The sequence below is a fragment of the Thermoplasmata archaeon genome (assembly GCA_035532555.1).
In the GTDB taxonomy this organism is placed as follows: domain Archaea; phylum Thermoplasmatota; class Thermoplasmata; order Lutacidiplasmatales; family UBA184; genus Lutacidiplasma.
Genome location: DATKQS010000023.1, coordinates 22,315 through 46,500 on the forward strand (window position 1 = coordinate 22,315; position 24,186 = coordinate 46,500).

General features: G+C 67.3%; 27 protein-coding genes and 1 tRNA gene. 13 read left to right on the top strand and 15 right to left on the bottom strand.

Annotation, left to right across the window (positions count from 1 at the left end; all coding sequences use genetic code 11):
• Positions 1 to 279 precede the first annotated feature (279 nt).
• Positions 280 to 1,596, top strand: coding sequence for a pitrilysin family protein (locus tag VMV28_06425; protein HUZ80232.1), 1,317 nt, complete (start codon positions 280 to 282; stop codon positions 1,594 to 1,596).
• Positions 1,589 to 2,854: a pitrilysin family protein gene (locus tag VMV28_06430; protein HUZ80233.1), complete on the top strand. Its 1,266-nt coding sequence runs from the start codon at positions 1,589 to 1,591 to the stop codon at positions 2,852 to 2,854. Before VMV28_06425 ends, VMV28_06430 begins: the two co-directional genes overlap by 8 nt.
• Positions 2,855 to 2,874: 20 nt before the next feature.
• Here the strand turns inward: VMV28_06430 and VMV28_06435 are convergent, their stop codons facing one another.
• Complete coding sequence (locus tag VMV28_06435) at positions 2,875 to 3,780, bottom strand: D-aminoacyl-tRNA deacylase (GenBank protein ID HUZ80234.1); 906 nt, start codon at positions 3,778 to 3,780, stop codon at positions 2,875 to 2,877.
• A 161-nt stretch (positions 3,781 to 3,941) separates the two neighbouring features.
• Here VMV28_06435 and VMV28_06440 point away from each other — a divergent pair, with 161 nt between their 5' ends.
• Positions 3,942 to 4,409 (top strand): universal stress protein, encoded by a 468-nt coding sequence (locus VMV28_06440; GenBank protein ID HUZ80235.1) that lies wholly within the window; start codon positions 3,942 to 3,944, stop codon positions 4,407 to 4,409.
• Positions 4,410 to 4,619: 210 nt separating this feature from the next.
• Here the strand turns inward: VMV28_06440 and VMV28_06445 are convergent, their stop codons facing one another.
• Positions 4,620 to 6,539: a heavy metal translocating P-type ATPase gene (locus VMV28_06445; protein ID HUZ80236.1), complete on the bottom strand. Its 1,920-nt coding sequence runs from the start codon at positions 6,537 to 6,539 to the stop codon at positions 4,620 to 4,622.
• Between the two features lie 334 nt (positions 6,540 to 6,873).
• Between VMV28_06445 and VMV28_06450 the strand changes: the two genes are divergently transcribed.
• On the top strand, positions 6,874 to 8,940 hold the full coding sequence (locus tag VMV28_06450; GenBank protein ID HUZ80237.1) for an MFS transporter: 2,067 nt from the start codon (positions 6,874 to 6,876) through the stop codon (positions 8,938 to 8,940).
• 249 nt (positions 8,941 to 9,189) lie between these two features.
• Positions 9,190 to 9,603, top strand: a complete 414-nt coding sequence (locus VMV28_06455; protein HUZ80238.1) for a hypothetical protein — start codon at positions 9,190 to 9,192, stop codon at positions 9,601 to 9,603.
• 70 nt (positions 9,604 to 9,673) lie between these two features.
• Here the strand turns inward: VMV28_06455 and VMV28_06460 are convergent, their stop codons facing one another.
• The 4 genes from VMV28_06460 to VMV28_06475 form a co-directional block, all read right to left on the bottom strand.
• On the bottom strand, positions 9,674 to 11,116 hold the full coding sequence (locus VMV28_06460; GenBank protein ID HUZ80239.1) for a tryptophanase: 1,443 nt from the start codon (positions 11,114 to 11,116) through the stop codon (positions 9,674 to 9,676).
• 1,883 nt (positions 11,117 to 12,999) lie between these two features.
• A tRNA-Glu gene (locus tag VMV28_06465) sits at positions 13,000 to 13,105 on the bottom strand.
• 74 nt (positions 13,106 to 13,179) lie between these two features.
• Positions 13,180 to 13,341 carry a hypothetical protein gene (locus VMV28_06470; GenBank protein HUZ80240.1) on the bottom strand — a complete coding sequence of 54 codons (162 nt, stop codon included), beginning with the start codon at positions 13,339 to 13,341 and terminating at the stop codon, positions 13,180 to 13,182.
• Complete coding sequence (locus tag VMV28_06475) at positions 13,338 to 14,594, bottom strand: transposase (protein HUZ80241.1); 1,257 nt, start codon at positions 14,592 to 14,594, stop codon at positions 13,338 to 13,340. The genes VMV28_06470 and VMV28_06475 overlap by 4 nt, the downstream gene beginning before the upstream one ends.
• A gap of 194 nt (positions 14,595 to 14,788) precedes the next feature.
• Between VMV28_06475 and VMV28_06480 the strand changes: the two genes are divergently transcribed.
• Positions 14,789 to 15,292, top strand: coding sequence for a hypothetical protein (locus tag VMV28_06480; GenBank protein HUZ80242.1), 504 nt, complete (start codon positions 14,789 to 14,791; stop codon positions 15,290 to 15,292).
• A gap of 29 nt (positions 15,293 to 15,321) precedes the next feature.
• On the opposite strand, the gene VMV28_06485 is transcribed toward VMV28_06480, so the two are convergent.
• A complete protein-coding gene (locus VMV28_06485) occupies positions 15,322 to 15,498 on the bottom strand; it encodes a hypothetical protein (protein HUZ80243.1) in 177 nt (58 codons plus the stop codon).
• Between the two features lie 102 nt (positions 15,499 to 15,600).
• Between VMV28_06485 and VMV28_06490 the strand changes: the two genes are divergently transcribed.
• Positions 15,601 to 16,050: a hypothetical protein gene (locus tag VMV28_06490; GenBank protein ID HUZ80244.1), complete on the top strand. Its 450-nt coding sequence runs from the start codon at positions 15,601 to 15,603 to the stop codon at positions 16,048 to 16,050.
• A gap of 7 nt (positions 16,051 to 16,057) precedes the next feature.
• On the opposite strand, the gene VMV28_06495 is transcribed toward VMV28_06490, so the two are convergent.
• A complete protein-coding gene (locus VMV28_06495) occupies positions 16,058 to 16,444 on the bottom strand; it encodes a translation initiation factor IF-5A (GenBank protein ID HUZ80245.1) in 387 nt (128 codons plus the stop codon).
• Between the two features lie 198 nt (positions 16,445 to 16,642).
• Here VMV28_06495 and VMV28_06500 point away from each other — a divergent pair, with 198 nt between their 5' ends.
• The 6 genes from VMV28_06500 to VMV28_06525 all read left to right on the top strand — a co-directional run bounded on the left by VMV28_06500 (position 16,643) and on the right by VMV28_06525 (position 20,660).
• Complete coding sequence (locus VMV28_06500) at positions 16,643 to 17,071, top strand: nucleotidyltransferase domain-containing protein (protein ID HUZ80246.1); 429 nt, start codon at positions 16,643 to 16,645, stop codon at positions 17,069 to 17,071.
• On the top strand, positions 17,068 to 17,424 hold the full coding sequence (locus VMV28_06505; GenBank protein ID HUZ80247.1) for a HepT-like ribonuclease domain-containing protein: 357 nt from the start codon (positions 17,068 to 17,070) through the stop codon (positions 17,422 to 17,424). The genes VMV28_06500 and VMV28_06505 overlap by 4 nt, the downstream gene beginning before the upstream one ends.
• Positions 17,425 to 17,540: 116 nt before the next feature.
• A complete protein-coding gene (locus VMV28_06510) occupies positions 17,541 to 17,690 on the top strand; it encodes a hypothetical protein (protein HUZ80248.1) in 150 nt (49 codons plus the stop codon).
• Positions 17,691 to 18,305: 615 nt separating this feature from the next.
• Positions 18,306 to 18,701, top strand: a complete 396-nt coding sequence (locus tag VMV28_06515) for a hypothetical protein (GenBank protein HUZ80249.1) — start codon at positions 18,306 to 18,308, stop codon at positions 18,699 to 18,701.
• A gap of 165 nt (positions 18,702 to 18,866) precedes the next feature.
• Positions 18,867 to 19,442 carry a cob(I)yrinic acid a,c-diamide adenosyltransferase gene (locus VMV28_06520; GenBank protein ID HUZ80250.1) on the top strand — a complete coding sequence of 192 codons (576 nt, stop codon included), beginning with the start codon at positions 18,867 to 18,869 and terminating at the stop codon, positions 19,440 to 19,442.
• A gap of 21 nt (positions 19,443 to 19,463) precedes the next feature.
• The gene (locus VMV28_06525; protein HUZ80251.1) at positions 19,464 to 20,660 is read left to right on the top strand and encodes a redox-regulated ATPase YchF; all 1,197 of its coding nucleotides are present in this window, start codon (positions 19,464 to 19,466) and stop codon (positions 20,658 to 20,660) included.
• Positions 20,661 to 20,676: 16 nt separating this feature from the next.
• Here the strand turns inward: VMV28_06525 and VMV28_06530 are convergent, their stop codons facing one another.
• From VMV28_06530 to VMV28_06560, 7 genes are all read right to left on the bottom strand, one after another.
• Positions 20,677 to 21,672, bottom strand: coding sequence for a hypothetical protein (locus VMV28_06530; GenBank protein HUZ80252.1), 996 nt, complete (start codon positions 21,670 to 21,672; stop codon positions 20,677 to 20,679).
• Positions 21,669 to 22,094: a tRNA (cytidine(56)-2'-O)-methyltransferase gene (locus VMV28_06535; protein HUZ80253.1), complete on the bottom strand. Its 426-nt coding sequence runs from the start codon at positions 22,092 to 22,094 to the stop codon at positions 21,669 to 21,671. Before VMV28_06535 ends, VMV28_06530 begins: the two co-directional genes overlap by 4 nt.
• A gap of 106 nt (positions 22,095 to 22,200) precedes the next feature.
• Complete coding sequence (locus tag VMV28_06540) at positions 22,201 to 22,725, bottom strand: ArsR family transcriptional regulator (protein ID HUZ80254.1); 525 nt, start codon at positions 22,723 to 22,725, stop codon at positions 22,201 to 22,203.
• 9 nt (positions 22,726 to 22,734) lie between these two features.
• A complete protein-coding gene (locus tag VMV28_06545) occupies positions 22,735 to 22,917 on the bottom strand; it encodes an RNA-protein complex protein Nop10 (protein HUZ80255.1) in 183 nt (60 codons plus the stop codon).
• A complete protein-coding gene (locus VMV28_06550) occupies positions 22,914 to 23,690 on the bottom strand; it encodes a translation initiation factor IF-2 subunit alpha (GenBank protein ID HUZ80256.1) in 777 nt (258 codons plus the stop codon). Before VMV28_06550 ends, VMV28_06545 begins: the two co-directional genes overlap by 4 nt.
• Before the next feature lie 11 nt (positions 23,691 to 23,701).
• On the bottom strand, positions 23,702 to 23,890 hold the full coding sequence (locus VMV28_06555) for a 30S ribosomal protein S27e (protein ID HUZ80257.1): 189 nt from the start codon (positions 23,888 to 23,890) through the stop codon (positions 23,702 to 23,704).
• Between the two features lie 2 nt (positions 23,891 to 23,892).
• Positions 23,893 to 24,177 carry a 50S ribosomal protein L44e gene (locus VMV28_06560; protein ID HUZ80258.1) on the bottom strand — a complete coding sequence of 95 codons (285 nt, stop codon included), beginning with the start codon at positions 24,175 to 24,177 and terminating at the stop codon, positions 23,893 to 23,895.
• Between the last annotated feature and the right edge of the window lie 9 nt (positions 24,178 to 24,186).

Here is a 24,186-nt window from a genome sequence, read left to right on the forward strand (position 1 = left end):
TGGCGAGATAATCGTATCGTTCCTCGGGGCTTTCTCGGCGCGCCGCCGGCGATGCGTCGTCGAGTAGCCTTCCCGAGCGTCCAACGCGGTGTGGGAGCCCGAGCCCGCCGCACGCAGTGACCTTCTAGGTAGGTGGGTCTCCCGAGGCGGGCCGGCGATCGAAGCGGACGTCCGCGCCATCCGGCCCCGGTCCTTCCGAGGCTGGGCTTCGGCTACCGCACGGGCTGGATCCAGGGCGGCTCCGTTCGTTATAAGCGCGGACGCATCGAGACCGTCCGCATGCACACGAGCCGGGTCCCGCGACCGCGCACTCGCCGCTTCCGTCTGCGCAACGGACTCGAGGTCCTGCTCGCTCCGAACCCCGCCAGCCCGACCGCGAGTGTCTGGGTCTGGTATCGCGTCGGATCGAAGAACGAGCATCCGGGGATCACGGGCGGCGCGCATTGGCTGGAGCACATGCTCTTCCAAGGCACGCCGAAGTATGCGAAGGGGGAGATCGATCGCGCGATCCTGAACGTGGGGGGCCTCCTGAACGCCTTCACCGATCTCGACTACACGGCCTACTTCGCCACGGTGCCCCGCGAGCACCTCGACATTCTGATCGATATCGAGGCCGACCGGATGACCCGGGCGCTCCTCATGCCCAAGGAAGTCGATCGGGAACGAACCGTCGTCCTCTCCGAGCGAGAAGGCAACGAGAACTGGCCGGAGTTCCGGGTCGAAGAGGAGCTCTACGAACTTGCCTTCCGCCGGCACCCGTACCGTTGGGATGCCCTCGGATACCGAACCGACATCGAACACATGGGTGCGGAGGACCTCCGGGGCTACTACCGACGCTTCTACGGGACGAGGAACGCGGTGCTGGTGGTGTCGGGAGGTTTCGATCCGCGAACGGTCGAGCGCGAGGTCCGCCGGCAATTTTCTCCACTCCCGGCGGGCGGGGCCGATCCCACCGTACGAGAGGTGGAACCTCCCGCTCGCGGGGAGCGGCGGTCGACCCTGTCGGGTCCGGGAACGACCCCGCTCATCGCGATCGCCTACCGGTCCCCATCCATCGACGAGCGAACCGCCCCGGCCACGATGCTGATCGACGTCCTGCTGGGGGGAGAGACCCGCATCTTCTCCGCGGGCGGCCGCTCCCGCTCCGGCGAGCATCCCGGTGCGCGCCTGTATCGTGCCCTCGTCGACCCGGGCCTCGCCGTTCGAGCGACGAGCGAGTGGCGCGCGCGCGTCCACCCCGGACTGTTCACCGTTTACGCCCAAGCGTCGGCCGGCGTCGCCCTCGACCGGATTGAAGCCGCCATCGACGGCGTGCTCGACCGGCTCGCGTGCGAGGGGCCCACGACCGCCGAGCTCAGCGAAGCCCGGACGAAGGTCCTGCGCGGCGCCGCCCTCGCGTACGAAGGCGCCACGCGCGCGGGGTACCGACTCGGATACTTCGCGTCGATCATGCCCCCGGGGTTCGAGGACCGACTGTATCGAGAGATCCTGGCGACCCGGGCGTCGGAGATACGCGATACCGCCCGGGCCCTGTTCTCCAAGGATCAACGCACGGTCGTCCGCTACGAGGTCGTCGGAGGTCGGAGCGTTGACTGAGCGGCACGACCCGCTCCGGATGGAGTACGGGACGCACGACGCCGGGCTCCGGCTTCTGCGGCAGTCTCCACCGGCGGGCGCGGCGAGCGCGTCCATCACCTACGTGGGCCCGGCGGGCACCGGGTTCGATCCGGCCGGCGGCGAAGGGATCGCGCGGATGGTGGCCCGCCTCGCCACCTGCGCGGCCGGGCCGTTCGGTCGGGTCGCGCTAGCGCGCGAACTCGACCGGGCCGGCGCGACCCTGACCTCCCAGATCGCGCCGGAATCAGCCGAGATCACGATCTGGGGCCCGGCGGCCGGCTGGGAATCGCTGCTGGAGCTCCTCTCCCACGCGGTCCTCCGGCCTCGATTCGACCCGGAGGACATCGAGCGGGTCCAGCGCCAACTCCTCGAGAGCCAGCTTCGAGAGCTGACGCAGCCGGCCCACCGCGCCGAGCGCGAACTCTTCCGGGCCATCTTCCCGACGGGTCATCCCTACCGGGAGACTGGGTGGGGGAGCGCTCGCTCGGTCGGCGGGATCGATCGGGGCCGATTGGTCCGCTTCCATTCCGAGCACTACACCGCGGAAGGAGGCGTGCTCGTGGCGACGATCCCGGCCCCCTTGAAGCGGCTGGAGCGAGCCTCCGCGCGCTGGCGGGGCCACTTCGCACGGGCGCGCGCGCCAAGTTCCCTCCGACCCCGGCCCGTACTGGGCCACCGGGTGGTGCGAGAGGTCGAGATGGCGGGGCGGTCCCAAACGGAGGTCCACGTCGGCGGGCCGTCCATCGCTCGCAGCCGGGAGGAGTTCCCGGCGGCCTTCCTCGCGAACGAGGTGCTCGGCGGGCGGCCGCTCCTCTCGCGCCTGTTCCAAGACATCCGGGAGCGGGCCGGGCTCGCCTATCACGCCTCGAGCGATCTGGAAGCGATGCGGCTCGGCGGGTACTGGATCGCGCAGGCCGGCACGAACCCGAGGAGCGCGCGACGGGTCGCGGCGCTGCTGATCGGAGAGGTCGACCGGATGGGGAACGAGCTCGTCCGCGCTCGCGAGCTCGACCAGATCCGCGAGAGTGCCATCGGAGAGATGGCGCTCTCCTTGGAGACCACGCCGACGGCGCACGAGCTCGCCGTCGATCTCGCCTACCACGATCTGCCGGCCGACTACTGGCTCGGATGGCCCTCCACCTTGCGGGCCCTGCGACCTCGCTCGATCCGGGAGGCCGCCGCCCTCGCGCTCGACGGGCGACGTGCGGCCACGGTCCTTGCCGGCCCCCTCGCGTAAGCCCCTTCGGGACCCATCGTTCACGGGGGGGCATCGGGGGAAAGGCGGCTCTCGGCCCCGGAGTCCTTGAGCCGGCGGCCGACGCCCGTCCACACCGAACTCTCGGCATCCTCCGCTCGAGCGAAGAGGATCCCCTCCGCCCCGGGCGTCAGCGCGTACGCGCTCTCCGCGATCTCGCGGTCGGCCACCGCGAGCGCGTGGCGCGAGAGGATGTGCCCGAACGCCCAGCGGCGCTTCACGGCGAGATCCGTGAAGTGGGGAGCGTAGTGGCCTCCTCCGGCTCCTACGGCGACGCGGTCGCCGACCGTCGGCGCGAGATCGGAGAGCGTTCGCGCGAGGACTCGCACCGCATCCGGGGGTGGTTCCTCGTGCTCCGGGAACCCGATCTCGGCGAAGAACGCGGGCAGATCGAGCGCGGGCCCGTGGTGGGTCGCCTCGAAGGTCGCGGGAACCCCGAGCGATTTCGCTCCCTCGGCGAGCGAACGCAGTGCGGCGGTCATGAGCCGCGGTGCGGTCGGATTGAGGCGGTGCGGCTCCCCACCGACGTCGCTGGAGACGCCGGGGTTTCCGAGCGGATGGACCGTGAGCGCCGCGACGCCCCGTTCGCTCCGATGGATCGAGGGGAAGACGAGGACGGGACGTCGCGCGGCGAGCTCGGCGGGAAGAAGCCGGTCGAGATGCTCGTCGTGGATGTGCCACCCGGGCCGACGGAGGAGATACACCCCCGACCCCACGACCCGGATCGGGCTGCCCTCGACGTGCCACTCGGTAGCGGCCGGGGTTCCCCATCGCTTGGCTACGGCCGTCGCGACCGGATCGGGGTCGGAGACAATCAAGATGTACTCGAGATCCACGGCCGTGCGCAGAATCCTATAGGACTTACAACCTCCGAACGAACGGACGATCGGGCGGTCGACTTCGCTCACTACCGGAGCGGTGCGTCGGGTCCGCCGGGGACCCAGTTTAGCGGACTCCGAGTGTCGGTGGTGCAACGCCCTAGCCGCGCGGGTCCCCCGAGTGCCGAGATGCGGCGGACGACCCTCCCAGGTCAACTCGGTTCGACGGAGAATTGACCTGCGTCTGGGAGATGACCGTACCTATGCCCGCACTACGTTCGATCGCGGTCGGGATGGATGGATCCCCATCCTCGGAGAGGGCGTTCGAGTGGGCCCTCGAGCTCGCCAAGCTCGGGGGAGCGTCCCTCACAATCGTCGGGGCCATCCCCCTTCATCGCGTGTACGCGACGCAGACCGGATCCCCTGTCGAACCGTACGTGGAGGATCGACGTACGATGAGCGAGCTCCTGAGGCTACGCGCGGAGTCCGCGAGACAGGCGGGCGTGCATCCGGTCGCAAGCTTCCTCCTCGAAGGCGCGGCGGTCGACGAGCTACTGAACTTCTTGGATGAGCACCGCCCGGATCTCATGGTGCTGGGAGCCCGGGGAGTTTCGAGCGCGCGCCGAGTGCTTCTCGGAAGCGTGAGCGAAGGTGTGCTCCACCACGCCCACTGTTCGATCCTCATCGTTCGACCCCCGCATGCCGGTGCGGCACCCTAGGTCGCTCCGGCAAGCGGCTCATCCAATCCGTACGGAACGCGAAAGAGGTACCGCGCCGCTCGGTCCCTCCTGCCCCATCGGCGATTCTCGCCTTCGGCCCGGCTCGTCCGGGTTCCCGAGGGGTTTCCCGCACGCTGAGCCACCCTCGATCCACCGGTGAGATTCACGCGCCCCACCGAGAGGCCGCGGAGGGCTTTTCCCGGTGCTCCCTCACGCCCGCACTCGAAGAGCGTTCAGAATCACGGCGACGTCGATGCCCTCCTGAAGGGTCGCCCCGATCGCGGGCGCGATGAATCCGGATGCGGCAATCGCCATGAGCCCCACGCTCGCGCCCAGCCCCAGGACGATCCCCTGGCGCGCGATCCCCACCATCCTCTGGCCGAGAGTGATCCCCTCGGCGACCTTCGTGACGTCATCGACCAGGAGGACCACATCGGCCGCCTCCGCCGAGATGCCCGCGCCCCGGGCTCCCATCGCCACCCCGACGGAGGCCGCCGCGAGGGCGGCCGCATCGTTCACCCCGTCCCCCACCATGACCGTGGAGCCGTACCGATCCCGGTAGGAGCGGACCCGCTCGACCTTGGCCTGCGGGCTGAGTTCGGAGTAATACTCCGGGACGTGGGCGATCGTCGCGATCTCCTTGGCGTTCGCCGCGCTGTCACCGGTCAGCATCACCACGTGCCGCACTCCGATCTCGCCCAGTCGAGCCATCATCTCCGGCACCCCGGGCCGGATGCGGTCCGCGAAGAGGATCGCTCCCGCGAGCGCTCCATCGACCGTGACGTAACTGACCATCCGACCGCGCGTATCGGCGGGGAGTTGGGAGGAGATCCGGTCGGCCCCGGGATCGATCCCGGGCCGCGCGCGAAGTAAGGACGCCGACCCGACCAGGACCCGGTGCCCTTCGACCACGCCCTCGACCCCCGATCCGGCGATCTCCGCCACCCCGGAGGCCCGCGGAATGGCGGCCGAGGACGCCTGCATGGTGCGCACGACGGCCGCACCGAGGGGATGCGAGGAGAGCTGCTCGAGCCCGGCGGCGAGCCGGAGCAGCTCGGTCGAGTCGTGAGCCGCCCCGAAGGCGACTACCTTCTCGACCTCGGGCTGACCGGAGGTGATCGTGCCCGTCTTGTCGAAGATCACGACCTGGGCGCGACCGATCTCCTCGATCGCCCCGCCACTTTTGACGACGATACCTTCCTCGGCCGCACGATTCACGGCCCCGATGACCGCGATCGGCGTCGCGATGATGAGCGGGCACGGGGTCGCCACCACGAGCACCGCGAGGGCGGTGTCCGCGTTCATCGTGAAGTACCACCCGACCGCGGCGACGACGAGCGTCAGCGGCGTGAACCACACGGCGTAGCGGTCCGCCAGGCGCTGGATCACCGGCTTGCGTTCTTGGGCGGTTCGGACCAGTTCGACGATCTGGGCGTACTGACTTTCCTGGCTACGACGGATGGCGAGCAGTTCGAAGGGAGGACCTACGTTGACGGTCCCGCTGAGCAGCGTGTCCCCGGCCGGATGGCGCCGGGGCATCGGCTCCCCCGTGATGGTAGAATCGTCGATCAGCGCCTCCCGATCCACCACGAGCCCATCCACCGGTAGGAGATCGCCGGTGCGTACCACCAACAGGTCCCCGATGGCTACGGACTCCGCCGGGATCTCCTCGACCGCCTCTCCCCGCCGACGGTGCGCGCTCCGCGGGCTGCGCTGGAGGAGCGCGTCGAGCGAGGAGGAAGCGCGGTGGAACGCGTACGATTCGAGGGCCTCTCCGCCGGACTGCATGATGACGATCACCACCCCCGCGAACGCCTGATCGAGCGCGATGGCACCGAGGATGGCGAGCATCGCGATCACGTCGGAGGAGAACTGCCCCTTCAGAAGGCGACGGATCGTTTGGATGACCAGTGGGATTCCCCCTCCGAGGAGGGTGGCGAGCCAGGCGTATCCGCCGAGAGTGGGAGAGTGGACGAGATAGGTCAGGACACTTCCCACGACGAGGCCGGCAGCGGCGGCGAACGGGATCGGGAAACGGTAGACCTGTCTCCCCCACGATCCGATCCGCGAGCGGCCGGCGTCCGCGCTCCCTTGCGTTCGGGCCCCGAGGGGGTAGGAGGGGCCGGTCATGGCGCGCGTGGACCGGATCGAGTTCCGCGCCCGCGTCTCGCGGATCGGGTTCGAGAGGACACCTCGAACGTGCGGTCCGGACCGGCGGGACGGGTTCGCACACTTGCAATCGGTGTCTCGGCAGACCCGATCATCCCGCGAGCGAGGGGAGGCCGACCCTTAGAGGCTTCGTGCGATCGGGCGAACGCTCCCCCGCGGACCCACGCGTCCTCGCGATCTGGACCTGCTGGGAATCCCACGGCTTCCCGATCCCCACGCCGCGACGGGTCGTGGAAGGAGCACGGCCATCGACCCGCAGAGCAAGGCCTATTTGCACCGCTCATTCCTTCGCGCGGTGGCCGCCGCGTCCCCGTCCGATCCGGGTGCCGAGTCCCTCGGCGACGTCCTCGCAGCCCTCGACTCCGGTCGGGTCCAACCGTTCCACCTGCGAACGGTCGTCATCGCGGGGATGGGGTTCCTCACCGATGCCTACGATCTCTTTGTCATCGCCCTCGCGATCCCCATCATCGGCGCCGTCTACGGGACCGGCGGCTCGCTGAGCAACCTGGACGCCGGGCTCCTCGGCTCGGCCGCGCTGATGGGAGCGGTCCTCGGACCTCTCCTCTTCGGTGCGCTCGCCGATCGCTACGGCCGTCGCCGCATCTATCCCATCACCCTGTCCATCCTCGCGATCGGGGCCGTCGGAAGCGCCCTCAGCACCCCGTTCCTCGGGCTCTCCGTCGTTCAGGTCCTCATCCTCTGGCGGTTCCTTCTCGGCGTCGGCGTGGGTGGAGAGTACCCGCTCAGCGCCACGATCATGAGCGAGTACTCGAACATCCGCAGCCGAGGCCGGCTCATCGCCATGGTCTTCGCGATGCAGGGGTTCGGTCTGCTCGCGGGGGCCGGGGTCAGCCTTGCCGTCGTGTACTCCACGACCTCCCTCGATCTCGCCTGGAGGGTGATCCTCGGAGCCGGAGCGATCCCGGCGCTCCTCACCATCTACTTCCGGACCCGGCTCCCCGAGACGCCCCGCTTTAGCCTCTCCCAAGGCGACGTGAGCGGCGCGGCCCGAACCGTCGGGACCGTCACGGGGAACACCATCGCGCCCGTCTCCCGCCCGCGGGCCACGCGCGTGCCGCTGGCGACGTTCTTCCGGTCGTACGGGCTCTTGATCTTAGGAACGTCGGCCGCCTGGTTCCTCTTAGACACGGCCTACTATTCGACGAGCATCTTCAATCCGGTGATCCTCGCCCACATCGGTTTCGCCGACGCTCAGGGACTGGGCGTTCTAGCCTATGTCCGGCTTCTCGCGCTCGGCAACGTTCTCATCGCCCTCGTGGCGGCCGTACCCGGCTACTGGGTGGCGGTGGCCCTGATCGATCGCGCGGGCCGACGCCCGCTCCAACTCATCGGCTTCGCCGTGATGGCGCTCGCCTTCCTGGTGCTGGCCTTCGCCTTCGGACCGCTCGTTACCGTCCTCCCGGCGTTCCTGGCCGTCTATGGGCTGACGTTCTTCTTCGCGAACCTCGGACCGAACACGACGACGTTCGTCTACCCCAGCGAGGTCTTCCCCACCTCCTTCCGCACTACCGGCCACGGGATCGCGGCGGCCTCGGGGAAGGCCGGCGCAGTCGTGGCCGTCTTTCTGTTCCCGACCCTCATCGCGGCGTACGGTCTCCCCTGGTTCTTGGGATTGCTCGCCGTCGCCTCGATCCTCGGGTTCATCGTCACGATCACCCTCCTTCCCGAGACGTCCCGCCGCTCGCTCGAGGATGCGTCCGGGGAGGACGAGCTCGCCGTGCTCGTCCGTCGATTCTCCACGTACTTGCGCTCGCTCTGCCTGACGATCGACCAGGGTGCCGAGGCGCTCCAGGAGCTCCTCGCGGATCCGGGCACTGATCGGGAGGCCAAGGTGGCGAATCTCCGTGCGATCGAGCACGCCGCGGACGAGGAGGTGCACCGGATTTACGTGGAACTGAACAACCGTCGGCTCTCCGCGGATGTCCGGACGGACATCGGCCGCCTGGCCAGCACGCTGGACGACATCATGGACGGGATCGAGAGCGTCGGCAACCGTGTTCTCACCTACCGGCTCTCGGCGCCGAACCCGGAGCTCGCCCGCTTTGCCGTGATCGTGGTGGAGTCCGTGAACCACGTCGGCGAAGGGATCCTCGCCCTCGACGATCTCTACCGCGGCCGGACCGAGCGGCTCCTGCGGGTGATCGTGGAGGTCAACCGCCTCGAGAACGAGGCCGACGATCTGCTTCGGGTCCTCTTGGAGAAGCTGTTCCAAGGCTCCGATCCCCTCGAGATCCTGAAGTGGAAGGACTTCTACGAGCGGCTCGAGCTGATCACCGACCGGTGCGAGGACGTCACGGATGTCTTCCAGGACCTCGCGGTCCGGTACTCGCCGGGTCCCTAGCGGACCCCCGGGCGCCCGCGCGACGGTTCCCTCCATGCCGTCTCCTCCTCCCATGCCCGCCCGGTCCCGGTCTCCGGGCGTCAGAGGGCGCGAAGAAGTGATCCGCCCACGTACCGTTCGTCGATTCGCTCGGAGGGCAACGCTCTCCCAGACACCCGCCGCTCGGAGTGCGGTGTCCCGAATTGCGGACGAGGGGTCCGCCTCGGTCCGGCGGCAGGTATATCGGTCCTAAGGTCGTACCTTCACTGGATGTCCGACGAGGAAGCAGGACCGACCCATCCGGTCTCCCTCGCGGAGACCCTCCTTGATGCCGCTGCCGAGTACAAGGAAGGGACCGCCGTCCACGACCATGAGAAGGTCCAGCTGAGCGCTGAAAGGATGTGGCTCGCCGTCGCCCAAGCGGCGGATCAGCATCTCGCGGACCAAGGGCAGCCCGTGTCGGAGTACATTCCCCAGCGCTTGGCGCGCCTTCGAGTTCTCGGTGAAGGAAGCTTGGCCGGGCGGGTCGCGACGGCGGGGGCCAACCTGCACGCATTGTGTTTTCTCAATGGGGAATGCGAGGGGGTTGATCTCGATCTCGAGGAGGCTTGCGAACTCGTGCAGGACCTCACCGGCGAGCGGGGTTACTGCGATTCCGTCCGGCGGATACTCCGGAACGAATGAACCCGGAGGCCCTCGGCCAAGGGGCCCCTCTCCAGCAATGGATGGGTCAGCAGCCGTGAGAAACTTCCGGTCACTGGGTCTGCTTCCGACGCGGGGCGGCTCTTCCCGCGCGTGGCGCTCGGGAGGATGCACCCCTCTTGGGTGCAAACCGTGCCGTGAAGTGCGGCAACCGCTCGGGCCGGTAGACCATGGTCAAACCTCGCACGTCCGCCCGTCGCTCATAGACGCGCGCGACGACGTCCGCGACGAAGGCGAGGTGACTCGCCGAATAGACCCGGCGAGGGATGGCGAGGCGCACGAGTTCGAGCGGAGGGCTCTTCGATCCCTTATCGGGGCCGAACATGATCGACCCCACTTCGACGGTGCGCAGCCCACCTTCCCGGTACAGCTCAACGGCGAGCGCCTGCCCTGGAAGGTCCTCGTCCGAAAGGTGGGGGAGGAAGCGCCGAACGTCCAGGTAAATCCCGTGACCCCCGACGGGATGAAAAAATGGCACGGCACGTGCATCGAGCAATCCCGCTACGTAACGGACCTGCTCGACCCGATGGGTAAGGTAGTCTAGGTCCATCGCCTCTTCCAGCCCGACCGACATCGCCTCGAGGTCGCGTCGGGCGAGCCCGCCGTAGGTAGGGAATCCCTCGTAGAGGATGAGGAGCTCTTTCATGCGCCCGGCGAGCGAGCGATCGCGGGTCGCGACAAACCCTCCGATGTTCACCAGTCCATCCTTCTTCGCGCTCATCGTCGCGCCGTCGCACAGGTCGAAGAAGGCGCGACCGATCTCGGCGATGGACTTCGCTCGCATTCCTCTCTCGCGCTCGCGAACGAAGTAGGCGTTCTCCGCCCAGCGGCACATGTCGACGTAGAGAGGGACGCCGTGCGCGCGGGCCGTGCGTGCCACCTCCCGGAAGTTCGCGAGGGAGACGGGCTGGCCGCCGCCGGTGTTGTTCGTGATGGTCACCATGACGAGCGGAACGTTCTCGCGGCCCTCGCGGCGCAGGAGCGCGTCGAGCGCCGGGACGTCGACGTTTCCCTTGAACGGGAAATCGCTCTGCGGATCGTAGGCGTCGCGGACGGCGATGTTCACGGGGCGGCCCCCGTTCCGCAGAACATGGGCCCGTGTCGTGTCGAAGTGCATGTTGTTCGGCACGACGTTGCCCGGTCGGCAGAGGGTCGAGAACAAGAGATTCTCGGCCGCGCGGCCCTGATGCGTGGGGAGGATGTGGCGAAAGCCGGTGATCGATCGAACCGTGGATTCGAACCGCGCGAAGTTTCGACTGCCCGCGTACGACTCGTCGCCGATCATAAGGGCGGCCCACTGACGGTCGCTCATCGCCCCGGTCCCCGAGTCGGTCAGAAGGTCGATCCGCACCTCGTCGGAATGCAGGTTAAACAGGTTGAACCCCGCTCGCACGAGCGCCCGCTCCCGGTCCTCGCGCGAAGGGTTCGGGATCCGCTCGGCGACCTTCACCTTGTACGGCTCAAACGGAAGAGTCGGCTCCGTGGGATCGTTCAACGGCACCCGCACCAGGGGGCCCTATTTATCCCGCCCCGGCTGCTCCATGCTCTGGGAGAGACGGCTCTCCTTGATCCCTGCGGGGAGGAACATCGCCTACCAACCAACCCTGACGACCCCACGTGCACCGTGGCACGCCTTCGCTTAGTTTGGGATGGCTAAGGGAACGGAGGTGAGGGCCATCGCCGACCGGCCGATCAGAGGCCCCGGGAACGGGTGCCGGTGCGGAGATCTCTCGGCCGGGAACCTATCGGTGGACGAAGAGAGCATCGAGAACGCTACGGGCCGCGACATCTCCATCCTCCGCCGTCGCGCGGAGAGACATGGTGACGCAACCGCAACGTAGGCAATCGACGCCCGGCCCGTAACTGCAGGGGTGTTTCACCCGGAGGCGATGGTCCAGAGCTACGGCCTCCCCGTTTCGGTACGGGCAACGTGCGGCCAGCCGCATCGACTCCCCGGGGCGAAGCAGTTCCAGGCTCGGTGCGGTATTCAGGAGGAAACCGTCGTACTCCTTCCGCAAACGAAGAAGCAGATCTACCGCTGTGTTCCGCTCGGCATCGGTCAAGACCCATCCCCCCGTCTCCCCGGTACGAGGCGAGTAGAATCCGAAGAGAACGCCCGCCGCATCCGCGCGGTGGAGGCGGGCAATGAGCTCCCCGATGGAGCCCATGTTGGCCGATGTGAGCGTACAGTGGAACAGGTGTCCACGCCCGCCGTCGGTGGTGTTCATCACACGTTGGAACGACCCTGGGCCGCGGATGGCATCGTTGGCCGTGGCGGTTCCATCCAGAGAAACCACCACCCCGCACCGGATTCCCTGAGGAAGGGGGACCGATCCGCTGGTGAAGGCCCCGTTCCGCCGGAAGAGTCGGGTCCCCTCGCGCACTAGGTCGGGGCGAAGGAAGGGCTCTCCACCGAGCCAGAGCATACACTCGGCCCCGGTCGTCGCTTTCCAAGTTGCAAGGCCGGCGAGAAAGTCCTCATCGGAGAGGTCTTCGCCTGAGGGGGAGGTGCGGTAGTAGTAACAGTGACGGCATCGAAGCGGGCACCGGCGTGTGGTGTCCACACTCGCGAAACGCACCGGACGGGTCCGCGACTCCTCCGTCTCCGGTCCCCCGGCGCCGCGGGTCGCGAAGGCTTCCATCACCCCGGTTCCCCGCTCCGTTGGACCCGGGCCTGCTCTTCCCTCGCCGTTTGGTATCGCGGAAGCCGCGTGAGTGGTCATCGCTCCCTTTCTCCGTCGTTGTGTCGGTGTATACGTCGTGATATGGATGGGAGCCGTGACACCGCCGGGCCTCACCCGAGCGCAGTATATTTCTATAGTGGCCAGCCTCCGCGCGCTCGCGGGGCCTATGGGCTATAATGAAGGGCCTCGAACGAACGTTGGAGGAGCATACCTCCCTCAGGGCCCCGCGGATCTCCGGAAGGTGGGTGTCCATGCGCACTCGCCGGCTCCACGGCACGCCTTGATCGCCTCACCTCTGAGCGACGCACCAAGCTCGAGCGAAAGGTCTTCGATCGATGGACGGGATCGTGCACTGCGCCGGTTGGTCCGCGAGGATGGGACTGGAAGTGGAGAAAGGTCGAGAGCCTCTCGTACTGAATCGATCCTGCATGGCGGAACCGAAGGTACGCCACCGAAGCCTCGTGATCTCTCTTCCGCCTGGCGTTCACCCGGTTGGAGATGAGGAGTATCGCGTGCCAAGCGCTCGCGCCAAACGAGGCTTCGGTCCGAGTTCTCCAACGCCTCAGCTTCGTCGAGGAAGGTCGCGAACGCCAGTCCGTCTGCGTGCGCGGTCGGCGCATGGAAACGGACCTGTTCGGGTTGCTACGGGGTGAGTCGAATCCTCATGGCCAGCTCGCCTAGCCTAACCGTTGGGTGGTGCTCCCGGCGGGAGTTTCCCCGCCCGGCGGCTGGCCGAGCGGATTTGAACCCGCGTCAGGGGCTCGAGAGGCCCCTATCCTTGACCACTAGACTACGGGAGCGCCCGAGCCCGAGGTATCGGACCGCCTCCTTGAGCCTTTCGACCGAACGGCCCGGCTCCGATACGATAGGAAGTTCAGTCTTGCTCGGGAGAAATCGGAACCGACCCGGTTGCGTACCACGCGACTCCCGTGAACCGGGGAATGAAGCCCATCGATCGGTAGAGTCGCTCGGCGCGTGCGTTCCCATCGGTGACATCCTCCCCCGAACGAGTTCGGGGGCTTCCTCCGGGACTCATCGTGCTACCTCCGAATCCCGTGGGGGTTCCTGTCTCTTCGACCGAACTCGCCGCCCCTTGCGGTGCGGTGGAGGTACGATCTCCACAGGCGTGGATTCCCCGGTGCCCCCGGGTACTTGGGCGAGTGCGCGAGCCAAGATGTTCTTAGCCGCGTTCAGGTCTCGATCGAGACGAAGCCCGCACGGACACGAGTACGTGCGGTCCTGGAGAGGGAGGGGAGGGTCGGCGAGACGGCCGCATTTCGAGCAGGTCTGGGTCGTCCCCTTCGCGGGGACCTCGGCATACCGACCCGACCTACGGGCCTCCTTATACTTCGACATCTGCCGGAGCATCCCCCATCCGGCGTCGGAGATCGACTTCGACAGGTGGCCGTTCCCAAGCATCGACGGGACCGAAAGGTCCTCGAAGGCGATCAGGTCGTGGTGCTTCACCCACCCCGTCGTGGTCTTGTGGGCAAAGTCTCTCCGCTGGTCGCGGACCTTCGCGTGACACCGGACAACCCGGAGCTTCGCTTTCTCCCGGTTGTGGGAACCCTTCTTGCGGCGCGAGACGACCCGCTGGGCACGACCAAGGCGTTTCTCCGACCGGCGGAGGAACCTCGGCGGCATGGCCATCTCTCCTGTCGATAGTGTGGCAAGGTGGGAGAGGCCCAGATCCACGCCCACCGGGCTCGTGGTGGGAGCATCCGACGGAGGGGCGGGGTCGGCCACCTCTACCGTGAGTACGGCGAACCATCGGTCTCCCTCGCGCTTCACGGTGCAGGTCTTAACTCGGCCCTCGGGAGGTTCTCGGGAGACCTTCACCGGCAGGTCCCCCAGCATGGCGAGATGCAGACGTCGGGTGCCGTTCCTCCCCGACACGAGAGCGGCGGAGCCGTTGGCGTCGGGGTAGGTGAGGGAGATGACCTCCCGCTTGAATCGCGGGAAACCGGGATGGCCGCCCTCTTTCACGCGCCGGAAGAAGTGCTTGAACCCGTCGTCGAGGCGGGCGAGGGTCTCTTGGGCGACATGGCCGTAGACACGCCCGACCCCTTCCTGGTCGTAGGCTCGCCACCGCGCGAGGTCCCGGCATTGGCGGACGTAGGAGAGGGACTTCTTCTCCTTCCGCCACGCGTCGCACCGTTGTTCGATGGCGTGGTTCCACAGGAAGCGCAGTTCATCGAACTGACGGAGGAGTTCCCTCTCCTGATTCGGGAACGGGTAGAGGCGATACTTGCAGGGGAGATACATCTTCGGAGGTAGCACTTCCCCCACATTCCCGAAGCGCATAAGGGGCCCGCTGACCCCCCTACAAGTAGGGGGGCTTGCGCTCGCCCTTCATTCGTCACGTTGAGCCGAAGCGCGGGAGCGGACCGGCTCCGTACCGATGCAAGGCTGGCCGCGATCAGCGCACCAGCGATTCCCTGACCTCGCTGGGCCGGGTCCACCATGACGCCCGCGAGGAGCGGATGGCCTTCCATCGCCACGAGCAACGTGGCCCCGACGATCCGTCCATCGCGCACCGCGACGAACGAGTCCTCCGGCAGGAAGGGGCCCCAGTCCCCTCCGAGGAGCTTCGCCATCCCACGCTCCGAATCGCGACCGGGATCCGGGTCCTCCATGAACAGATACCGATCGAATCGCCCCGAGTACGCGAGTCGGTGGAGCACCGCCAGCTCCGCCGCATCCTCGAGGTGCACCCGCCGAGCGCTGAGGCCGGTCTTCCGGGAAGCGGAAGGAAGAGGCGCTCCATCCGGGAACTCCATCTCGGTCCGCGAGAAGCGGCGGAACCCGAGCGGCTCCATCATCCCCGCCTGCTGCGCTGGTTCGAGCCCGAGGAGATCTCCCGTGGAGAACGCGACGGGGCCGTCCCTTGGGGACTTGTCGATGATCCGCCGGAGAAACTCGCGATACGCCGCCGGGGTTCGCCGGCCCGAACGGAGATAGAGCAGGCTGACCCGGCGGGCGGGTAGGGGGATCCGGCTCCACGTCGCGATCCCGATCAACTCGGGACCATCGACGGCGAGCACGCCACGCTCTCTCCGCTGTCGAGCGCTTGGCGCATTCGTACCGTCCATTCCTCCTCCGCGAACCGGCCACCCGCGATCTCCGCGAGGGCCTCTTGGCACAGCTGCCAGCCTTCGCCGGGTCGCTGGGAGAGCGGGATCGTCTCGAGCATCGGGGCCGTCGGACCTCCTGCGTCGAATAAAATAAACGGCTAACGGGGTTGCCGCGCGCTCTCCGAAGGCCCTAAGTGCGCTCTCGAGCTTGGTTCAGGAAGATGACTCCGCCGGTCAAGGCCCGCAGCGGCCACATCCTCCTCGACCCCAGACGCAGCTACAAGGACCTCATCCGAGTTTTCCCCGAGATCTACAAGAAGGTCGTTGAAGCGAACCGTCCGTTCGCGAAGGAAGGAGAGACGATCCTGCCGGACGTGCTCCTCGAGGAGAACCTGCGGGACCTGCGCGCCGATCGCAAGCCCGCGGGGTACAACCGCATCGACGCCTTCGGGCTCCGGTTGATCTTCCCCCTGGCCGACGAGCGCCGGGTGGAGTTCTACTTCACCAAAGCGCTACGGGGGCAGGACATCGTCCAAGTCACCGAGCAGGTCTCGGCCATGCTCCGCCGCCGCGGTATCAAGCACACGGTCGAGTACGACCGACTGCCTCTCGGACCGCCGCGCGGCCCTCCGGGGATCATCCTCGCCGGGGCCCAGTTGAGTTCTCGCTGAATCCGCGCTACGAGCGCGTGATCTTGCGGCGGCCCAACGCCTCGAGGTACTGAATTTCCGACCCTGGCTGGAGCTGCCCCTTCGTCTCCGCATCGAGGGCCATCGAGAACGTCGCGTAGGTTTCCATGTCCATGAGCTGGACCTCGGTGTCCGTCAGCGAGAGGACCTGGGCCTGGTGCTTGCCGATCATCGGGATCTGGACCTTGTGCTTCACGGGATGGACGACGCTGCGCTTCGCTCCGTCGAAGATGCCGACGGCGTCGATCCGAGACTTCGCTTCCCCGTGCTTTCCCGGCTTAGAAGTCTGGATGCTCAGGATGCGGCACGGCTCGTCGTCGATGATCATGTACCGGCCTTCCTTGAGCTCGCGAACCTCGGCCTGCGTCCACGCCATGAATGGATCCCTGCGGGCGAGCAGGACGAAGGCGGGATAAATCTTGCCCCGGCGGCCGCGGACCGCGGGCGGAAGTGATACGAAGCGCCCGATGGGCTTCACGCCGGTCGAGAACGGCCGCCCCGGGTCGTCTGCTCTAGGCCGCGCTCGGTTTCTAGGTATGTTTATCATGGCCCGCTTTCTTACTTAGAAAGGGCGATGACGCGGCGTAGTTTGGCGCATTGCTACCGGTGCGGGTACGTTTGGCTGCCGCGCCGGCCTCGGATCCGGATCTGCGCTCGCTGTAAGTCGCCATACTATTGGCTCCCGAAGGTCCGGGTCCCTCGGTACGGCTCAGGCCTTGGGATCGATGATATCATCGGTGAGCGGCGGAAGCAGGTGCTCCGACTCGCCCGGAGCTACGGGGCCGAGAACGTTCGGGTCTTCGGTTCCGTCGCTCGTAGAGAAGCGACGCCGAACAGCGATGTCGACATTGTGGTCGATCCGATTCGATCCGATCGGTATCGACCGATCGATCTCGCACTAGCCCTGCAAAAAACTCTCGGAAGGCCGGTCGATCTGGTGTCGGAACGGTCGCTGCACTGGCTCATCCAGCCGAGAGTCGTTGCGGAGGCCATTCCATTGTGATAGATGCTGCCGATAGGAGCGAGGTCTATCTGGTTCTTGCTGTCGAGCATCTACGCAACGCCCTCCAGTACGCCGAGCGCGGCCGACGGGTCTTCTTCGACGAGGGAACCCCAGACACGTACCTGCTCGTAGAGGGCGAACTGCGCAAGGCCTTCGAGTCGTTGAACCGGCTCGGGCGGCCGTTTTGGAAGGCGAACCCGATGGTCCCCCGCGACCGGATCGGAGAGATCCGACAACTGCTGACCCACGATTATGTGGACGTCGATCCCGCGCTCGTCTGGGGCGTCGTCACGAAGGAAGCTCGGCCCCTGCTTCGTCGGCTCGCGAGGGCCAAGGCTCCGAGGTCAGCGTAGAGACCCGACCTGGATCGGCTCGAGGGCCGGACCACAAGCGATGGGTCCTCGGCTCTCGAGAGGGCAAGATAATTAGGGAGGACCCGCTTGGGTCAGTCGGAGCGTCGGTTATGGTCGTGGATACGTCGTTGTCCCTGGCCCTGCTGGTAATCGCGGCCATTGTCGTGATCATCGTGGTGGTCATCAAGTTCTTCTGGCTCCTGCTTCTCGTGGGTGGGTTGCTCGTCGTTAGCTATCTATTCTACACCGGAACCTTGCACTTCTGACGGCAGGCCCGCCGGGGCCCGGAGGCGATGCCCACGGCGCCGCTTCTTCCGTCCCGATCGGGCGCCCCTGGTCCGGGCCCCTGTCACTGCCCGCCCGAACGAGTCGAGGAGCGGGATCGGATGCGGTGACGGCCCCAATGCCAAGACGCCTTCCGCCGCCGCGCCGCGATGAGAACGATAAAACCTAGCCAGAGCGCGGCCACCATGGCATCTCGCTCCGCCCGCTTCATCGCGCCCCGATGACCTCCCAATCGCTCTCTGCTTATCCGTCTTCGCGCGTACGTTCACGTGGGTCACCCCGCCCGAGCGACCCTCGGCGGGGTGCCGTGCGTTCTCCGAGCACTCGCTCTCAGAGTGCCGCCCGCGCACCGATCCGGGATGGAGAGGCCGGCCGGACGTGCAGGTATCGCGGGCTCCATGATTTGGGGGTAGCTGGACGAGGGATTCCCGCGGGCACCGATAAAGTGCCCGCCGCCGTGGTCGCTCGCCCGGGACGGAGCCACTACTTCCTCGTGGTGGGCTCGGGCGAACGTACCTGTTCTCCGAGGCTGCCTCCCCCGATGTTAAACAAAAGTCAGACAATATTTAAATAGTTGTTTAATATCGTTAAACGCTGTGCGAACTGACCGGCCCCCGACGAAAGCGTCCCGATTTCTCGGCGTGCGCCTGACCGAGGAAGAGGAGACGCTGCTCGAAAACTTCCGCCGATCGCGTGAGTTTGCGAACCGCTCCGAAGCGGTCCGTGCGCTCGTGCGCGAGTCGGTGGAGCGTCGAGAATTTGCCTTCGAACTACCTGCCACCCTGCAGGCCGAGGTCGAGGCGCTCGTCGAAGATGGAGTTCTGAAGAGTCCCGAGAGCGCGATCGACACGCTCGTGACCCTCGGCATTGCAGAACTCGGGCGAACCCACGAACGCGTCGTCCAACTCCGCGCGCACGCGCGGAACGAGGCGACACGCCGTGAGAGCCGGCGGCGGGCAGATCGCGAGGGTCGGGGCCTCCTCGGGCGCTAGGTCTCGAAAACAGGGTGTTGCAACCATGGAACCGTTGGGAATCGCCTGGAGCGAACGAAGTGGATTCATCTGCCGACTGTGCCGTCAGGACGCCAAGCATAATGAGGTTCTCCGAATCTCATACTGCCCGGTACACGGGCTCAGCTCCCCGCTCGACGAGCTGCCCTGGCGACCGGAGGCACGAGCGATACGCGGCTCTACACTCGCACCGGGGATCGCGGCGAGACCGGTCTCGTCGGCGGGACGCGCATAGCGAAGGACTCCTTCCGGATCGGGGCCTACGGCACCTTCGACGAGCTCGCCGCGTGCCTCGGCGTAGTCGAGACCTCACTTCCGGACGCACTGTCCGAAGTTCGGGCGCTCCTCCGACGTCTCGAGCACGAACTCTTCCTCGCGGAGAGCGAGCTCGCTACGCCCTCGGGCAAAGCTCCCCCCGCGGGCCGCATCGAAGCACGCCACGTTCGCCGGCTCGAAGCGGACATCGATCGGTACTCCGACGCGGTCCGATCGCTGCGCACATTCGTGCTCCCGACGGGATCGCCGGCGGCGGCCTACCTGCACTGGGCCCGGGCTCTCGCGCGCCGTGCGGAACGGGAGCTCTGGCGGCTGCACCGAACCGAACCTCAATCCGAGGAGCTGCTCCAATGGTCGAACCGCCTCGGCGACCTGTTCTTTGCACTCGCGCTGAGCGCGAACCGAGCGCTCGGCGTCTCCGAGGTCCCGCCCGACTACTCGGCGTAGGGACGGCGGTAGGAGAATCCGATGGAGGTCGGGGTCGTCGGCCAACCGAACGTCGGCAAGTCGACGTTCTTCAACGCGCTCACGCTGCTCGACGTCCCGATGGCTCCGTTCCCGTTCACGACCATCGCGCCCAACCGGGGGATCGCGGCGGTCCGGTCCCCGTGTCCGCATACCGAGAAGGGTACACCGTGCACCCCCGGCAACGCGAAGTGCGTCGACGGGACCCGGTGGATCCCCGTCAACATGGTCGACGTGCCCGGGCTGGTACCCGGGGCGCACGAGGGGCGAGGTCTCGGCCACCGGTTCCTAGACGAGCTCCGCGCCGCGGACGGGTTCCTGCAGGTGGTCGACCTTTCGGGCTCGACGGACGCCGAGGGTGTGATCGACAACAGCGGACATCACAACCCCGCCGAGGAGGTCGAGTGGCTCCAGGAGGAGCTGGTCGCCTGGTGCGGGGAGATCCTTTCGAGGGAGTTCGGACGGCAGGCGCGCCACATCGAGATGGAGGGCCTCAAGACGGAGGAGTTCCTTGCCCAGCGCCTCGCAGGGCTCTCGATCACTCCGGCCGCGATCTCCGCCGCCCTGCGCGTGGTCCCAATCGACCGTGAGCACCCGTCCAAGTGGACGGCCGCGGACCGCACCGAGCTCGCGCGGGAGCTGCTCCGTGTCGCGAAGCCTCGAGAGGTCGTAGCGAACAAGTGCGACCGGGCCCTGCCGGCCCAGCGCGATCGGTTGGCGGAGGAGATTCGACCCGTTCCCGTGATCGCGACCTCGGCCGATCAGGAGCTGACGCTGCGACGCGCCGCTCGAGCGGGCCTCGTCCGGTACCGCCCCGGAGATCCCTCGTTCACCCTCACCGACCCGGACCGCCTCTCCCCGGCGCAGCGCAGGGCGCTGGACGGGATTGCGGAGACGATGAAGCGTTGGGGATCGACCGGAGTCCAATCCGCGCTCGAGTCGATGATCTTCGAGCGGCTCCACCGGATCGTGGTCTATCCGGTCGAGGACGAGACCCACTGGACGGACTCGCGGGGCCGGGTCCTCCCGGACGCGTTCCTGCTTCCGGCGGGCACCACGGCCCGGGCGATGGCCTACCGAGTGCACACCGATCTCGGGGAGAACTTCATCCGCGCGATCGACGCGCGGACCCATCGGGCCCTGGCCGCGGAACATCCGATGGAGCCGAACAGCGTCGTGCGGATCGTCGCCCGCAAGTAAGCGACGCGGAGCCGCCTCACCCGGAGGTGGACGTGGGATCCGCCGGCTCGATCAGTTCGGCTCCCCGGGGCGCTGGACGAACCACGAAGGCGAGGCCTCCCGCCCGAGCGAGCCGGCGGAGGAGTTCCACCTCGCGTCCCGCCTTCGGAAGGATCACGACCGACCCGCCCGCGCCGGCTCCCGTCAGCTTCGAGCCGTCCGCGAGGGGAGCCGCCGCCTCGAGCAGGGCCTCGATCCGAGGATGCGAGACCCCGACCTGTCGTAGCAGTTCCTGATTCTGGGTCATGAGCGAGGCGACCCCCGTCCGGTCCTCCGCTCCGAGCGCGTGGATCCCGTCCGTCGCCACGCGCACGAACTCCGCGAGAAGTTCCGGGCCCCCCGGCTCGTCGAGCCGTCGATTCACGGCGCGTACGGCCTCGGCGGTCGAGCGAGGCACGCCGGTGTAGGCGACGACCCAGGTCCAGCCCGGGTCCGGCGCACGGCGGGCCGTCCATTCCGTATCCTCCTGGGTCAGGCTCCACAGGGTCGCGCCCGTTCCTCCGTTCATGGTCACGTAGCCGCCCGCAACGGAGGCGGAGGTGTCTCCGGGGCTTCCGACCCCTTGGGCCGCTCGCTCTACGGCGAAGCTGCGCCGGGCGAGCTCGGCCCGGGAGAGCCCCCCCGAAGCCGCTCCGAGAGCCGCGACCGTAGCCGCCACGAACGCGGCCGACGAGCCGAGGCCCGCCGCCCGCGGGATCCGGGAGACCGCTCGCACCCCGATGGGACGCGAGTTCTTCCAGCAGTGCTCCACGGCAGCCCGAAAGTACGGATTGTGTTCCATCCCCATGGGGTCCGCATTCAAGGTGAACGTCGGGGCCTCCCGCACGAGGATCTGCGTGGAGAGATCGATCGCCAGCAAGAGCTCCGGAGCACCCCGCACCACCGCGTGCTCTCCGAACAGGATGCACTTTCCCGGGGCGCGAGCCGAGAGCGGGAGGGCCCGGGCGGGAACATCGGAGGAGCCCGTCGTCATGCTCGGGCCTTCCCGGCGGGGAGTACCTTCTTGCCGCGCGCGCTCGGGACGATGCGCTGCTTCGCTCCGCGAAAGCTCCGGGGAGGGGGAGCTCCGAGCAGGCGATCGAGCGCGATCGCGAGCGCCGCGACCTCGCTGTGGGGCTGGTGCCCCACCGCTACGTTGTACGATGCCAGCCGGTAGAGCTGGGGAGGAACCTTGGCCCCGCCCACCACGATCAGAACTCGGCCATGGCGACGGATCCGAGGGGCGGCTCGATCGATCGGTATCCCGTACATCGTGAGGTGAACGACTGCGCCGTCCCACGCGCGAACGAACTCCCGCCAATGCTCGACGCCGTCGATGGCGAACGCGCCTCCCCATCGTTCGGATACCCCAGCGAGTCGAGCCGCGAGCTCCGGGTCGGGGGGATGGAGGTACATCCGACAAGCTCCGAACGCGCGAGCGGTCAAGGCGACATGGGTCGTGAGGCGGGGATCGCGGCCGGCTCGATGGCCGACGCGCAGGACCGAAACGTCCGGGCGGGGCCTACGCTTCGGGCGTCGGCTGGAACCGCTCGATGCGGTGGCCACGGTACTCCAACTTGACGGAGCGCTTGACGATCGCCTTGAGGCGGATCGGGCTCATGCTCAGCTCCTCCGCGATGTCCGAAAAGAAGCGGCCCTGCTCGCCGACGGCCTGGTAGAGACGATCCTCGACCTTCGCGTACTCCTTCGGGCTCATGGACGCGATCGAGAGGATCTCGCTGATCTCGGCGAGCGGCGTCGTGGTGTTGATGTTCACGGTCGAGTAATAAAAGTGGTAGCTCTTGTCCGGCTGTCGCCGGCCCTCGCGGGCCACCCAGCGCGTGTCGATCAGTTTCAGCTTCTCGAAGAACATAAGCGCCTGGGAGCCTTCCTTGCCGAACTCGGTCGCAATGTCCTGGGCCGTCAGCCAGCTCTCGCCGAGCCGTTGGACGAGCTTGAGCTTCAGCGGCGAGTCCACCGCACGCAGGATCGGTACGAGATCGGAAATGTCGTTCACGACTTTGATGCGGTGCATCGCTCCGGACATGGTGTCTCCCTACGCGCGGTGCGCGTCCTTCTCGGCGGATACGGTCAGCATGCGGCGATATTTCCCCCAGCGGTCCCCCGGGCTGAACCGAGCCGGGTGCGGGGTGCGCGTGGGCGCGTGGCACGAAGGGCAGGTCTCGTGAAAGGTGTAGCGCTGGCAGTCCCGGCAGACCAGCAGGATCGATTCGGTCATGCGCGGGTGAACGTCCCCTGGCCCCCGGCCTTCGTGATCGATGCGATCGCGGCCTCGGTCGCTCGCTTCATCGTTTCCTCGGCCTGCTTGTACTGCCCAGCGGAGACTCGGATTCGGTAGCGTGGAGCGCCCACGTACTGGATCGTGATGGACTCCGGGTCGGTCTTCTCGGCGAGCATGAGCGCGGTCCTCACATGCTCGACCCCGTCCGCGGAAAGGTCCCGAACCTCGAGGGTTCCCGAGATCTCCACATGCGGCGGTAGAATGTTGTCGCGCGCAACCTTGAGGAACGCGGCGACCCAGGGGGCTTTCTCGTTGTCCTTCTGGAACTGCTTCGGATCGGCCGAGGCGAGCTCGAAGGCCGCGTAGAGCGATCCGTACCGCTCGACGAGCGAGCTCGCGAAGAGCGCATGCGTCGCGTCGGGCTCGATCTTGAGTCCTGAGGCTACCTGATCGATCAGGCGCATCGCGCGCTGCTCGTTCTTCCACTGCTGGACCTTCTCACGGCGCTGGTGGTCGTTGATCCGCTTGAGCGAGAGATCGACCTGGCCCTTCGCCGCATCGACCCGGAGGACCCGCGCGACGATCTTCTGGCCCTCGCGAATGTGATCCCGGATGTACTTGACCCAGCCCGGCGCGACCTCGGAGAGATGGATGAACGCCTCCCGGTTCGCGAACTCGTCCAGCGCCACGACGGCTCCGAAGTTCCGGATCTCCTTGACGGTCGCGATGACGATGTCCCCTTCTTCGGGGAACTCGGGGCGAAGCGGCATCGGCCGCGGACCTACGCCGGGCCTGCGGGTCGAACGAGTTCGCCCCGCAGCTGGGCCCGGCCACCGGTCGGCGTAGCGAGCAACGCCCCACAGACCAGACAGTTGATGATCGTCGCGGGGCGGCTGAAGATCGTTTGCTCCCCGGTGCAGTCCGGGCACTTCACGACCCAGAACGGTGCCGGTGGGTGATCGGTCGGCATGTCTAGGAATGCTCCACGAGTTCTAGGCTGCCCGCCCGCCAGCTGGGGGGCTGAACGATGTACTTGCACTTCTTGCATCGATATTTCAGGTTCACCCGGCGGACGGCCTTGGCACGACCCTCGGGCTTCGGACGCGGGAAGCCTCCGTATCCGCTCGTCGCACGCCGGAATCGGCGCTGGCCCCACTTCATTTCGGAGGCGGGGCGCTTCCTTCCCTTCTCGACCTCGTGCTCCGTGTGCACTTTGCACCGCGGACAGTACGTCGAGACGACTTTCGGGTAGTGCATATAGGGCGG